This window comes from Vibrio sp. Isolate24 (genome assembly GCF_022398215.1).
GTDB classification, from domain to species: Bacteria; Pseudomonadota; Gammaproteobacteria; order Enterobacterales; family Vibrionaceae; genus Vibrio; species Vibrio coralliilyticus_A.
This window is the reverse complement of the sequence record NZ_JAKEUU010000001.1, coordinates 509,240-523,108: the sequence shown is the minus strand read 5'-3', so window position 1 is coordinate 523,108 and position 13,869 is coordinate 509,240. Positions and strand designations below refer to the sequence as shown.

Below are 13,869 nucleotides of genomic sequence, written 5' to 3'. Positions count from 1 at the left end.
TGTCTTCCCGCTCAGAGACGTTAGAATCCACTGATAATTTTATATTTTGTTTTCGCCATGCCCAAACTCAACTTGTCTCGCCGTGACAATAATCCTGTTTTCAAACAAGGGCCACAATCCGATCAACTCGAGCAACAACTTAGCCCGCATTTCGAACGCCCAGCCATGCGTTTAACACCAAGCCCGTATATCTCAGAGAGAAATATAGCGAAACGTTGGGAGAAACTCAGCACGTTAACAGCGAAGGAAGTATTACTCGATCCGGTAACGGCTCAACATGCTGACGTTTACAACAAGAACATTGAGCATTTCATTGGAACAGTAAAACTCCCTGTGGGAGTCGCTGGTCCCTTACGTGTCAACGGCCTTTATGCCAACCAAGATTATCATATACCGCTCGCTACAACCGAAGCTGCTCTTGTCGCTTCATATAACCGCGGTGCTCAATTGATTACAGCAGCCGGTGGGGCGAGTGCGATGTTACTCAACGAAGGCGTGACCAGAACGCCTGTGTTCGAATTTCAACATCTTGCCGATGCTGGCCAGTTTGTCGCTTGGGTAGTGACTCAATACGACCACTTTAAGCAAGTGGCAGAATCAACCACATCGCATGGCAAACTACACGATATCAACGTCAATATCGAAGGCAATCACGTTTATCTGATTTTTGAATTCCACACTGGCGATGCATCCGGACAGAATATGGTCACTATCGCAACCAACGAAGTGTACAACTACATATTGGAGCACTCCCCCATAGCGCCTCAGGAATCTTTTCTTGATGGTAACCTGTCAGGAGATAAGAAGCCCAACACACACACTTTACGGCATGTTCGAGGAAAAAAGGTCACGGCTGAAATCCAGCTCACCAAAGGGTTGGTTGAAAAGTTTCTTCATACCACACCCGAAAAAATGGTTAAATTTGGTCAGATGACGTCTACCGGCGCAGCTTTGAGCGGGTCAATCGGCGTGAATGCGCATTACGCGAATGCTCTTGCCGCTTTATACATCGCCTGCGGCCAGGATGCAGCATGCGTTTCTGAATCAGCAATAGGCATCACACGTATGGAGCTCAATAAGCAAGGAGATCTCTATGCGTGTGTGACTTTACCCAACATTATGGTGGGTACGATTGGCGGAGGTACCAGCCTTCCTAGCCAAAAGGCCTGTTTAGAACTTCTCGGGTTACATGGCACTGGTAAAGCGAAAGCACTGGCTGAAGTCGCCGCTGCACTTTGTCTTGCTGGTGAACTTTCAATTGTCGGTGCATTCTGTGCTGGTCATTTTTCGAGAGCACATCAAAAACTCGCACGATAACTTTAACCTCTTTTTACGTAGCCCTCGCTTTGTCGAGGGCTTTTTTGTTTCTACATTTTCTTTTCACCAAAAAACATTCGTTTTACTTTCGAAATTCGCTCCTTTGAATGATCCAGATCATATTTATTTGCGTAAAGACTAACATCACCGACTACAATATGGTTATATTGCAGAAATTAAATGCTCGTTCGAACATTAGGGAACAAAAAGATGACCGTTAGTTACTTAAAAGAACAAAAAGAACAAGAATTGCTAGACTTAATAGTCGTCGGAGGTGGCATCAATGGTGCTGGTATCGCAGTAGACGCTGCTGGCCGAGGCTTGAAAGTCGGTCTCTATGAAGCACAGGATTTTGCCGGAGCTACTTCATCAGCTAGCTCAAAGTTGATACATGGTGGATTAAGGTATCTTGAACATTATGAATTTCGTTTGGTGGGTGAAGCACTCGCTGAGCGAGAAGTATTGCTCGCCAAAGCTCCACACATCGCTTTTCCGATGCGTTTTAGACTGCCTCACCGCCCTTTCCTAAGACCTGCATGGATGATCCGTGCAGGCTTGTTCCTTTACGATCATTTAGGTCAGAGGACTTCTCTACCTAGTAGTAAAAAAATCAAACTGGACAACCAGAATGTGACCTTACCCGAGTTAAATGTTGGCTTTGAATATTCTGATTGTTGGGTTGATGATGCGCGCTTAGTAATTCTTAATGTAATCCAAGCTCAAGAACTTGGGGCAGAGGTCAGCAACTATTGTCAGGTAACAAAAGCACAACGTGTCAATGGTATCTGGCACGTTGAGCTTTATGATCAGCGCACGTGCAAAACGTTTTTCAGAAAAGCTAAAGCGTTAGTCAATGCAACAGGGCCGTGGGTTAAAGAGTTCTTAACCGAAAACACTAAACTACCTTCTCCATACGGCATTCGATTAATTAAAGGCTCTCATATCATCGTGCCTAAAATACATGATGAAGAGCAAGCATATATCATGCAAAACGAAGACAACCGCATCGTGTTTGTGATTCCTTATCTTGGTAAATTCTCGATGATCGGTACAACCGATGTCGAGTACAAAGGGGATCCTCGACAAGTTTCGATTAGCCAAGAAGAAAAGCAGTACCTCATTGATGTCACAAACCAGCACTTCCGTAAGCAGATTTCACTGGACGATGTGGTTGCTGATTTCAGTGGTGTTAGACCGCTGTGTGATGATGAGTCCGACTCACCGCAAGCCATCACCCGCGATTACACACTGTCATTAGATCACCAAGAAGGTGAAGCGCCCTTACTCTCCATTTTTGGCGGGAAACTAACAACTTACAGAAAGCTTTCGGAATCTGCTATGCAGCATCTTTCTCCATACTTCAATTTAAAGGAATCTTGGACGAAAGAGGCCCCACTGCCTGGCGGTGAGAACTTCATATGGGACGAAATGGAAGCTCGTTTATCCAAGCAGGTTCCGTTTGTTGATAGTGATACTCGCCTACGTTGGTTACGTGCATACGGTAGTCGTGTCGAACAACTGCTTAATGATGTCATAACTGAACAAGATCTCGGTATCAAGTTTTCTAAAGGCATTTATCAAAAGGAAATAGATTATCTAGTGAAGCAAGAACTCGCCACTAACGCAGAAGATGTTCTTAAACGACGTAGTAAGTTGCACTTATTGTGTGACCCCGAATGCTATCGCGCCATTGAACGCTACCTTGAAAAAACGGAATATAGCATTCACGCACAATGTGCATGAGAAATGGGGGCTTAGCCCCCATTTTTAATCTCGAAACTTACACTTGATTTAGAAGGGAGTATATTTAAAAAACACGCTAATATTATAATATGATTTGGTATTGCCCATGCACTCTGTGAATGACACTGCTTCTGAACTTATAAAACTTCTCGCTCCTGGAATGCGCTTATCTGCAACCATCGAATTTGGCCCTGAAGACCTTCAGCCTTTCAGTACTAGTTACATTGGCTGTAAGACCAATCAATTTTTGATCATCGATTTACCACAGAAAGCCAGAGAGTCTCTGGTTATGCGCAAGCTAACCAATGCCGCCATCATTATTCGTGGGATAACCAACACCAAACTCGGCCACATCGTTGCGTTTAAAACTTCGATCATATCTCAAGTCAGTTCTCCAGGTGCGCTAATATTCCTTCGCATACCACAGCACTTTGCCTCCAAAGCTATTCGTGAGCATGAACGTTACGCATTGAATGTTCCTATTGAAGTGAAATCTAATACCGTCAGCTATAACGCGGTCATGGTTGATTTCTCTGTATCTGGCTGTGCGTTTTTTATACCAGGTGAGAGTGAATTGTCGAAAGCAAGCATCATCGAACTCGACACCCCACTTAGTGAATGGCTACCGGACGAGATTAAATACTCAATTGTCGGGATTCAAAAAGAAAACAAAGGGCATCGGTTTGGTATCAAGTTCAATGAGGAAATCGTACTCTCCGACGAATTAAAGCAAGCACTACTAGAACAATCAGCACTTTCAACACTCTTCTAGCTTGGTAAGGTACTGCTCTTTAAAGTGTATAAACGCCTGATTCAGTGCCAACTCTTTGATTGGTTTCACAATTACGTAATCTGCACCAACGCTTAGAAATGCTCGCTTGGTGTCTTGCATACCGTCTGCAGTACAAGCAAATATTGGGATATCGAGCTTCAAATCTTCACGAATTATTTTGGTGGTTTCAATACCGCCTAAGTTAGGCAATTGGTTATCCATGAGAACTAGGTCAAATTTAGCTGACTTTTGGAGTTGGTCTATCGCATTATGTCCATCTTGCACCCAGATCACTTCCATACCGTACTTTTCACAAAAGGCTTTAGCGATAAATGCATTCGTGTGATTATCTTCGACAAGTAAAACGTTGAGCGGACGATCAAACAAAGTCTCTGGGTCAGCTAAGAGTGTATTGGCTTCTACCTGTTCTACGGACTCCGTCAACTCTATGGGTACTGACAAACTAAATGTAGTACCTTGCCCTATTGAACTTTCAATCTCGATATGACCATTGAGCATTTCAACTAAACTGTGAACAATGGCTAGCCCCAAGCCACTACCACCATATTCACGAGTGGTGGTGGCCTCCGCTTGAACAAACGGTTCAAAAATATGCGAAATACGTTCACGGTCAATGCCTATACCTGTATCACTAACGCTAATATTTAAACAAGAGTTTTGGCCGTCATTGCCACACATTAACGATACAGTCACTTTACCTTCGTGAGTAAACTTGATCGCATTACTCACAAGGTTAAACAGAATTTGGTTAAGCCGCACTTGATCGCTATGGGCAAAGGTGGCATGGCTTACATTGGTCTTGACTTCAAAACCAATTCCTTTCTCATCACATAGTGGCGTGTAAATTTTCTCAACTGCACTAATCAGCTCAATCAAGCGGAAGTCAGCTGCCTGAATATGGAATTTACCCTGCTCTATTTTTGAGAAGTCAAGAATATCGTTAAGTACAGCAAGGAGGTGCTCTCCACTGTTACAGAGCACATCCAAATGTTCGATGTCTTCCGTATCTGATAATTTACTTTTTAGCAGTTGGGATACCCCCAAAATACCATTGAGTGGTGTTCTGAGTTCATGACTCATTTTTGCCAAAAAGTCTGCTCGTACTCGCGCCGATTCTTCCGCTTCTTTTCTAGCTGCCTGGCTTTGAAGCTCAGCCTCAACAAAACTCGTTACATCCTGACCTTGAGCCATAATGTTGCTTATGCCCTTATCGATGAAAATAGGAGATAAATTCCATCTATACGTCTTATCTCTAATGGCAATGTTAATGCCGGTTAACGTTGCCCCTTTAGCGCACATACGAATATGTGGTCCGAGCTTTTCAACTAAGAGCAGGTCATCATCATATTCTAAGCCTGTGTTTTTTCTAAAGCTTCGTTCTGCAGCGGGATTGCTTCTCAACAACTTACCTTCTACATTCCAGAGTGTGATTGGAGAAAGAGAAAAGTTAAATAAGTCAGCAAATTGCTTTTCCTGCTCACTTAATCGTAGAAAAGACAACTCAAAGGAATGGCCAATTTGATCAAACTCTTCAATCGTAGAGCCTGGAAATTTACTGGCATCCTTAGCTTCAACAGTACTTTCTGTATAGCGCATCAGCTTAGCAAGCTCTTTGGATACCCGTTTACCCAACCACTGACGGCTGTATACCGCAATCACAACTAATAGCAATGCGGTTATCGCTACCCACATATAGTGACTGCGCACCAGCGTAATAATCGGCTGGTTGTTCTGTATAGTATAAATCGATAAAAATGTTGCAACATCGCTGATGGTTAAGTCCGTTTTAGAAACCATATACTGACTGGCGGTATAGTCCAGAGCAGCTTCTTCCAGCCACTCAATATGCCTAAACCCTTTGTCCTTAGTGCTTGATGCAATAACTTCTGAACCGACAGACAACAGCACTTCATCGGCATTACTCCCCCTGACTAATGCATTGATCAGTGCAAAGTTATTATTAAGCACAACACCAACGTGTAGGTACCCAAGCACTTCACCGGAAATCATGTAAATAATCGGGACTCTTCGAATCATTAGGTAACGAGTGCCAAGTAGCGATGGTGTTTGTGACAAATGCCAACTACCACCCGTCGTCATTTCATCATTCAGGTGCGCGAGTTGTTCAGGGGAAATCCCATAAAATTGATAGTTAGAATCATCCCATACCACCTCAGTTTCTGCGGTAATGAATCTAAAATCAGGAGCAAGTTCAGGTGCAGCTTGATCAATTCCATTAAAGAAACGGTCTAAACCGGCAACATTTGATGTGACAAATGCATCGATAAGGGATTCATTTCGACTGTAGCTGTCCTGCTGGATCTCTAAAGCTTTCAGTCTAAAGTTGAAAATTTGCTGTACTAAACTCTGAGTTTGCAGTTTAGAGCGTGCAACCTCTTGGGAAACGACTTGGCGGTTTACTTGATAGTTCTGAAGTACCATCACCAAAGACAACACGCCTATGGTGAGGAATATAGAACGAGTAAGTAATGTGGCGAGACGACTTTTCCTGCCTCGCCGCGCTAGTAAGTCCATTATTGATCCGAGTACCTAAATGCTCTTTGCTTAAGTTTCTCAACTTTAGCCGGGCTGTCTGTCTTAGCCACAACCTCAAAATCACCAGAATAAACATGAGGTACAGCTTTCCCTTCTAGATCCCACTTGATTGCTTCAGCCATTGCGATCCCCGTATCATCATTCATTCGCATCGCAGTGACATCTAACTGCCCTTTAGCAATCGCTTCCAATTCTGCACTTCCCCCTCCCCAACCATTGATGAGAATATCTTTTCTTTTCATTGATTTAAGAGCATCCGCTGCACCTAAAGCAACATCGGTTGAACACGCATAGATAAATGAAAGGTTCGGATCTTTCTCAATCGCTTTAACCGCGGCCTTAAAACCGGACTCTCGAGTAGCTGTTGTATAGTAAGATGAAGAAAGTTGATAAGAGTCATGGTGACTCATTTCTTCGATAAACGTATCACCGCGCGCATCACTCACATAGCCTTCGGAGAAATAGAGTACTGAGTAACGGCTTTGCTTAGGGACCGTCTCTTTGTAGTACTTCTCAATGATTCGAGCACCTTTGATATGATCAAACCCAACGTACATGAAGGGTTGTTGATCATCCCAAGCTCTTACCGGAGTTGTGATGTTTTGTAGAATAAGCTTAGTGTTTGTCGAGCTAAGCACATGCTCGATAAACTTGCGGTGCCGGGTGGTATCAAGAGTAAAAATCAGGTAGTCCGCTTTATTCTGTACCGCTTCTAATAAAGATAAACTTTGTTGTCTGACATCTAGGTTAGGGCGTGTGAAAACCTGATTAATCTTATAGCTGATCCCCAGTTTTTCAAGGCGGGTTTCGAAGGCCCTAATATTTCTTACCCAATAATCTGAAATTTGCTGCCCAGGATACACAACCGCAATCGATACGGGTTTATCCTGTTTTAAAGAAATGGGAATCGGATAGTTTCTCACCGTTTCTGAAAGCGCATCCGTTAACTGCTTTTGTACTGGGTTAGACTCGAGGTATTCATCATACTGCCAATAACCATTGAGGACTTGAGTGGTATGCGCATGGCTAGCCGCTGACGCAATGACGGCTAGTGACAAGAACGTTGTTTTAAACATCTTTTATCCTCTTGCTGGATGCCTAACAGACTTCCATTTTTGTTTTCTCGGACAATTCGTAGTTACACAGCCATAATCATGCTGTATAACTACAGATTAATCCATTAAAAACATTAACTTACATAAGTTATAGCATTATGCACAAATGCACTTAGAACGTAAAAGATAAATTGCCTGAAAGGCCATATTGGTTATCTCCGGCATAGCTTCCCGCTAGGTCTAGGCTGACTATATCGCCCGGACTTATGCCAATACCAGCGGTAATAGAATTATCTAATGTGTCTTCCAAATCCACTTCATAACCCACTCTGAGCTGCGCCCACCCCATCGCATTTCCTTCAATACCAAAACGCAAAAATTGAGTGTCATCATTACGATCAGTAAAACGCTCCTGTTTAGTGAGATCCCAATCAACCGTTGCAACAAAGTAATCTAACGCGTATGCCCCTGAAACCGTCACCTGAGTATCTAATTTGTAGGTACTAACACCGCCAATGTTTAACGTATCAATCTTTTGAGAAAACAAGTCCTTAACGGCAAATCCAGCGCGGAATTGCTGATAAAACCACACTGCGCCCAGATCGAGGTTAAATGCATCATCCTTGGTTTCACTTTGATCATAATCATCCAGATCAAAGTTTTCGACGGTCAGAACCTGTTTATAGGTTCGCATAGTTTGAAACTTTGGCGATATCCCCAGAGAGACGTCTTGGCCAGCGATCGTCAAACGTTTTGCTATAGCAACACCGAACTCACTGTAGCCAAAAGCAATCGTATCAACTCTGGAGTTTTCGTATCTCGTTTGAGTGTCAGAATCATTAGAGATATCCGTGTTAGCAATGACATCTGCGTAACCACGTAAAAACAGATTGGTCGAGAGTGAGTTTAAAGGCAACGCAATAGAAGCAACCACTCCACCATTAACGCCAAGGGGTTTATCATCTGAAAGCTGATCCAAATAGCTGTTAATTGTGGCTTCAATACCTGGTGTTGAAGGGTTCGCTTCAAACTGTTTAATAGCATCTTGAAGGTCATCAACCGTTTCAAGCGTCTTATCAGTATCTCGAATTCTAGCCCCGATACCTGGAAAAAGAATTCCTACAGTATCGGAATCTCTATAAACAGCGACTAGAGCAGGATTATAAAAAGGGGCTAAGACATAATCCGCCGTAGTCACCCCTGTATTGCCCATCCCATTTCCCCGACCATCGGGAACAACCGTTGCTGCATTAGCAGCTAACGAAATTAAACCTGACACCACCACCACTGACTTTTTTATTAATAGTTTCATATCCATATCAACCTTTATGAAGTCCCATAGTCAAGGTTAATACAAATTTCAGAAAATGATGTGATATTAATCGGGTAGCGTCATATCGATATAGTCGTTTAAGTTGGAGCGACCGGAAATCAACTGCTCTTTTTGAGGTTTAGTGAGTTTCTTAATTCTGTATTCTATCTTGGAAGCATCCGAGCGGCTTTGGCCTACTTTAGCAGACCATTCTAAGGTTAAAGGCCCCTTTCCTTTTAACGCTTTTGCACCTACACCCTGTTGGTGCTGGGTATAACGCCGCTTTACATCGACTGTTATTCCGCAATACAAAGTATCTAAGCGTGTCCGGATCAGATACACATACCAATCCGCACACACCATTTTTGACTTAGGGTTCGACATTAAGCCGTTAATTCCTCAATCATTTGTCGTAGTTCAGCCACTTCAGCTTTCAGTGCAGTCACCTCTTGCTCTAGAGACTCCATTCGGCTGTTGTCTGCTGCCTGAGATACTCCCTCTGTCGCTGGAGAAAGTGCTTCCAAATCCACTTCACCACTAAAAAGGTGCATATAACGAGACTCTCGCTTACCTGCCTCACGTGGTAGCTTAACGACTAAAGCGCCCTCTTCTCTAGCTGCCATACCTTCGAGCACGGCCTCAACTTCTTTAACATCGGAAAACTCTGCCAGTCGATTAGTGCGAGTGCGTAACTCACCGGGCGTTTGTGCACCTCGTAACAACATGCAGCAAACAATCCCTTTTTCTTGTGCAGTCAGCTTCAAGTCACCAAATTCCGTGTTGCAAAATCTGTGTTGGAACTTGCTAGCTCGGCTGTTGAAGGCACTCTCATCGCTCACTAATCGACGTGCAATCAAGCCATCAACAGCTTGTTGAACTTCTACGTCACTTAAAGTCATTACAGGCTCACGATTGCTTTTCTGGTTACATGCGCTGGTTAGGCTGTTTAAAGTCAGCGGGTAATAATCGGGTGTGGTCACTTCTTTTTCAATCAAGCAGCCAATGACACGGGCTTCAATAGGGTTTAGTTCTATACTCATTTTTATTTCCTTATTGGCATCTTCCCAAATCAATGTTCAGAAAGAATGGGAACTTTTCTCATATTACCATCTTCATCGATCATCATGATTTTACTACGGTTTAATTCAACTTCTGTCGCTTCTTGGCGTGTACGCTCTTTTCGATAAGCTTCTACAATTTTACTTGAGCGTTTAGGAGCATCATTAGGTTCAATTTTTGGGATGATAATGTCAGAAGTTCGCATAATATTGAGGTATACGTTGCTATTGAGAATGAAATCATATCCTGAACTATAGCTGCTGCTCAATCACCTAATAATCAGATTGGTGATAAAACCGTCAACGCCTTGTCATGATTGATCTTAAGACTGTTATCGGCAGGAATGTTATGTTTTAATCATTGACAGTTAAAGGTAAGTAAATATGGGAAAGGAACCTATGAGTGGTGTATTTGAAATTGTAGCTCAGGCTCGTCGTAAGAATAAACTAAAACGCGAGCTGCTTGACAACGAAAAGAAGGTTCGTGATAACCGCAAACGTGTCGACCTATTAGATAACCTGATGGACTACATCAAACCTGATATGACTCCAGATGAAATCGTAGGCATCATTAAAAATATGAAAGCGGATTACGAAGATCGTGTAGACGACCATATCATTAAGAGCGCAGAAATCTCAAAAGAGCGTCGTGATATCAGCCGTCGTATTCGTGAATTGACAGAAGAAGATAAGCAAGTCGTTCAAGGCAAAAAGAAATAGTGGTTTACTCTAGTAACACGTCAAGCTCGCATTAAAATATGCGAGCTTTTTTAATTCCAGCGGAAGGTAATGCCAACATTTTTGGTTATTATAATTTAGTAAATTGCGTTAAACGTTTGCGTAATCGCTAACCTTCTACAAACCCAAAACTGGGGCTTTCATCACACATTTAGCCCTGTTATATTTCCTCACAGATAATCATTTAGACCATTCGAGGCATGGAGCTTCCTCAATTATCTCAAGATGAGAAGAATTGGTACCGACATTGTTCGGCAAACTTTTAGAGGGTCAAATTATGGATATGGTTGAAATTTTAGGTTACGCAGCATCGATCATGGTAGCGATTTCCTTAACCATGAAAGACATTGTTAAGCTACGTGTACTGAACTTCATTGGTTGCGCACTTTTCACCGCTTACGGTCTTATGATTGATGCGTGGCCAGTCGTAGTGACGAATGGCTTTATTGCATGCGTTAATGTGTACTTCCTTGCGAAAATGCAAAGCGAAAAAAAGAGCACTGAAGCCGAAAGCGCAGCATAGTAAGTCATTATCCGCTAAATCAAAACGCCCCGAACATGTTCGGGGCGTTTTTGCTTTACTCTTCGTCGTGCATGTCTGCCCAAGCTTGGGCACACTTCACGGCGCGCTTCCAGCCTTTGTAACGTCGATTGCGTTTTTCTTCATCGTGATGAGGAACAAATGTTTTGTCGATTTCTGCTTTATTTGCTACTTCATCCAAGCTACCCCAGAAGCCAACTGCCAAACCTGCAAGATATGCAGCACCCAGTGCTGTAACTTCAGTCACCTTAGGACGAAGTACTTGCGTATCCAGAACATCCGACTGGAACTGCATCAAGAAGTTGTTCGCAACCGCACCACCATCAACACGAAGTGCTTCAAGCTTAATGCCTGAATCCGCTTGCATCGCATCAAGTACATCACGTGTCTGGTAGGCAATACCTTCCAGTGTCGCACGAATAATGTGGTTCGAATTAACACCACGAGTCAAACCCACGATAGTACCGCGAGCATATGCATCCCAGTATGGCGCTCCAAGACCTGTAAATGCTGGAACCACGTACACTCCATTTGATGTGTCCACTTTAGTCGCAAAGTACTCAGAGTCTTTTGCGTCGGCCAACAGCTTCATCTCGTCACGTAACCATTGAATAGATGCACCGCCCATGAAGACAGCCCCTTCCAAAGCGTATGCAGGTTCACCTGAGGGTCCACACGCAAGTGTAGTTAGAAGGCCATTCTTCGAGGTGACTTTTTCCTGTCCTGTATTCATAAGAAGGAAACAGCCCGTACCATATGTATTTTTTGCCTGACCGGCATTAACACACATCTGACCGTAAAGTGCAGCTTGTTGGTCACCAGCAATACCTGCAATTGGAATACGAGTACCACCTTTACCACCAATGTTTGTTTGACCATACACCTCAGAGGATTTCTTAACTTCAGGCATCATAGACAATGGAATGTCCATGTCTTTAAGTAGTTTTTCATCCCACTGTAAGGTATTAATGTTAAATAACATTGTACGTGATGCGTTGGTGTAGTCAGTCACGTGCACACGGCCTTGCGTCATCTTCCATACCAGCCAAGTATCCACCGTACCAAACAATAGCTTACCCGCTTCAGCCTCCTCACGAGCACCTTCCACATTGTCCAAGATCCACTTAATTTTAGTCCCAGAGAAGTATGGGTCTAGCACTAAGCCTGTATTTTCTCGAATGTAGTCTTCAAGGCCACGCTGCTTTAAATCTTCACAAATTGCCGCAGTACGGCGACACTGCCAAACAATCGCATTATAGACTGGCTTACCTGTCTCTTTATTCCATACGATGGTGGTTTCTCGTTGGTTGGTAATACCAATACCAGCAACTTCATCGCTACGAATGCCCGACTTGCCAAGTGCTTCTACTAGCACTGAGCTCTGTGTCGCGTAAATTTCCATTGGATCATGCTCTACCCAACCTGCTTCAGGGTAAATTTGAGTGAACTCACGCTGAGATACGCTGACAATATTTGCATCGTGATCGAGTACAACTGCACGTGAGCTTGTTGTTCCTTGATCTAGCGCGACTATGTATTTTTGCTCAGTCATGATCATTTCCTTCTTGTTTCGATATTTCTATTAGTAATTTTAGTATTAAACATGCGCTTCTTGATTTTCTTCAGTGTCGTCACACTGATTTGGAATCGTACAACCTGTACCCGTGTTTGGCAGGTATTGAGCGATAAATTTTGGATAAGCCCAAGCACCAAAACATGCACCAGCAATAGGACCTAATATAGGAACAATAAAGTATGGAATGTCTTTAGCACCTGATAGTGCGTAATCCCAACCCGCAAGGTATGCGAATAGCTTAGGACCAAAGTCACGAGCAGGGTTCATTGCAAATCCGGTCAAAGGCCCAAGTGAACCACCAATAACCGCAATCAACACACCAATAAGTAGAGGGTTCATCGGACCACGTACTGCGCCATTATTTTCATCACCAAGCGCCAGAATTGCGAACATCAGAACAGCAGTAATGACAAATTCAACAGCTAAAGCTCCAGCAAATGATAACGACGCATGAGGGTAAGTAGAAAAGATTCCTGCCGTTGCTAGTGCTTCTTGGCTGCTTCTGACGAAGCCATGAGCGATTTCGTAATCTACGAACAAATTGCTGTATAGGCTGTATACCAGTGCCGCTGAACAAAATGCACCTAACATTTGAGCGATGATGTATGGAATAACCTTCGCTTTATCAAATCCATGAAAAGCGGCCAATGCGATTGTCACTGCCGGATTGATGTGTGCACCTGATACACCGGCAGTACAGTAAATGGCAATGGAAACACCAAAGCCCCAGACGATACTGATCTCCCATTGGCCGAACTGAGCCCCCGCAAGTACTAAAGCGGCAACACAGCCAACGCCAAAGAAAATCAAAAGCCCAGTGCCTATAAACTCAGCGATACATTCACCAAGTAAGGTTGGTTTTCTATTAGTCATAGTAAGAGTCCTTGTTTACATTAAGATGCGCAATTTATTTTTTTATTGATTGCGCATTGTATTTTGCATACAAGAGCGTGATATTAAACTTCCCCAGCCCATTAATGAGCGTTCGAGCACATTTTGTTATTTTTATGTTCTCTATTTTGTTAATTAAATCAATTTTTTGATCTTAGCGACCAAATCCACCTTTGACATGAATTTGCAACCATACCCTCCTGCTAGCAAGCCAGAAGTGGTAATGACAGAGCCTTATCATTAAACAGGTGTAAATACTCTAACTACAAACTTATCATATGTTTATCTT

General features: G+C 43.1%; 13 protein-coding genes. 5 read left to right on the top strand and 8 right to left on the bottom strand.

What is annotated here, in order from left to right:
* Positions 1 to 57 precede the first annotated feature (57 nt).
* The 3 genes from L1D23_RS02265 to L1D23_RS02255 all read left to right on the top strand — a co-directional run bounded on the left by L1D23_RS02265 (position 58) and on the right by L1D23_RS02255 (position 3,832).
* Complete coding sequence (locus L1D23_RS02265; RefSeq protein ID WP_239863985.1) at positions 58 to 1,317, top strand: hydroxymethylglutaryl-CoA reductase; 1,260 nt, start codon at positions 58 to 60, stop codon at positions 1,315 to 1,317.
* A gap of 210 nt (positions 1,318 to 1,527) precedes the next feature.
* Positions 1,528 to 3,060 (top strand): glycerol-3-phosphate dehydrogenase, encoded by a 1,533-nt coding sequence (gene glpD / locus L1D23_RS02260; protein ID WP_239863984.1) that lies wholly within the window; start codon positions 1,528 to 1,530, stop codon positions 3,058 to 3,060.
* Positions 3,061 to 3,166: 106 nt separating this feature from the next.
* A complete protein-coding gene (locus L1D23_RS02255) occupies positions 3,167 to 3,832 on the top strand; it encodes a PilZ domain-containing protein (protein WP_239836244.1) in 666 nt (221 codons plus the stop codon).
* On the opposite strand, the gene luxQ is transcribed toward L1D23_RS02255, so the two are convergent.
* From luxQ to L1D23_RS02225, 6 genes are all read right to left on the bottom strand, one after another.
* Positions 3,818 to 6,388, bottom strand: coding sequence for a quorum-sensing autoinducer 2 sensor kinase/phosphatase LuxQ (luxQ, locus tag L1D23_RS02250; protein ID WP_239863983.1), 2,571 nt, complete (start codon positions 6,386 to 6,388; stop codon positions 3,818 to 3,820). The genes L1D23_RS02255 and luxQ overlap by 15 nt on opposite strands.
* Positions 6,388 to 7,485: an autoinducer 2-binding periplasmic protein LuxP gene (locus tag L1D23_RS02245; RefSeq protein WP_239863981.1), complete on the bottom strand. Its 1,098-nt coding sequence runs from the start codon at positions 7,483 to 7,485 to the stop codon at positions 6,388 to 6,390. Before L1D23_RS02245 ends, luxQ begins: the two co-directional genes overlap by 1 nt.
* A gap of 151 nt (positions 7,486 to 7,636) precedes the next feature.
* Positions 7,637 to 8,776 (bottom strand): conjugal transfer protein TraF, encoded by a 1,140-nt coding sequence (locus L1D23_RS02240; RefSeq protein ID WP_239863980.1) that lies wholly within the window; start codon positions 8,774 to 8,776, stop codon positions 7,637 to 7,639.
* 66 nt (positions 8,777 to 8,842) lie between these two features.
* The gene (locus L1D23_RS02235; RefSeq protein ID WP_239863979.1) at positions 8,843 to 9,160 is read right to left on the bottom strand and encodes a GIY-YIG nuclease family protein; all 318 of its coding nucleotides are present in this window, start codon (positions 9,158 to 9,160) and stop codon (positions 8,843 to 8,845) included.
* On the bottom strand, positions 9,160 to 9,816 hold the full coding sequence (locus tag L1D23_RS02230; RefSeq protein WP_239863978.1) for a YceH family protein: 657 nt from the start codon (positions 9,814 to 9,816) through the stop codon (positions 9,160 to 9,162). Before L1D23_RS02230 ends, L1D23_RS02235 begins: the two co-directional genes overlap by 1 nt.
* Before the next feature lie 29 nt (positions 9,817 to 9,845).
* Positions 9,846 to 10,040, bottom strand: a complete 195-nt coding sequence (locus tag L1D23_RS02225; protein ID WP_239863977.1) for a hypothetical protein — start codon at positions 10,038 to 10,040, stop codon at positions 9,846 to 9,848.
* 178 nt (positions 10,041 to 10,218) lie between these two features.
* On the opposite strand from L1D23_RS02225, the gene L1D23_RS02220 reads away from it, so the two are divergent.
* Together L1D23_RS02220 and L1D23_RS02215 are read left to right on the top strand one after the other, a co-directional pair.
* The gene (locus L1D23_RS02220; RefSeq protein WP_286037073.1) at positions 10,219 to 10,554 is read left to right on the top strand and encodes a DUF496 family protein; all 336 of its coding nucleotides are present in this window, start codon (positions 10,219 to 10,221) and stop codon (positions 10,552 to 10,554) included.
* Between the two features lie 295 nt (positions 10,555 to 10,849).
* A complete protein-coding gene (locus L1D23_RS02215) occupies positions 10,850 to 11,095 on the top strand; it encodes a YgjV family protein (protein WP_239836237.1) in 246 nt (81 codons plus the stop codon).
* A 55-nt stretch (positions 11,096 to 11,150) separates the two neighbouring features.
* Here L1D23_RS02215 and glpK read toward each other — a convergent pair whose 3' ends face one another.
* Both glpK and L1D23_RS02205 read right to left on the bottom strand, forming a co-directional pair.
* Positions 11,151 to 12,665, bottom strand: a complete 1,515-nt coding sequence (glpK, locus tag L1D23_RS02210) for a glycerol kinase GlpK (RefSeq protein ID WP_239863976.1) — start codon at positions 12,663 to 12,665, stop codon at positions 11,151 to 11,153.
* Positions 12,666 to 12,710: 45 nt separating this feature from the next.
* Complete coding sequence (locus L1D23_RS02205) at positions 12,711 to 13,562, bottom strand: MIP/aquaporin family protein (RefSeq protein ID WP_239835201.1); 852 nt, start codon at positions 13,560 to 13,562, stop codon at positions 12,711 to 12,713.
* Positions 13,563 to 13,869 lie beyond the last annotated feature (307 nt).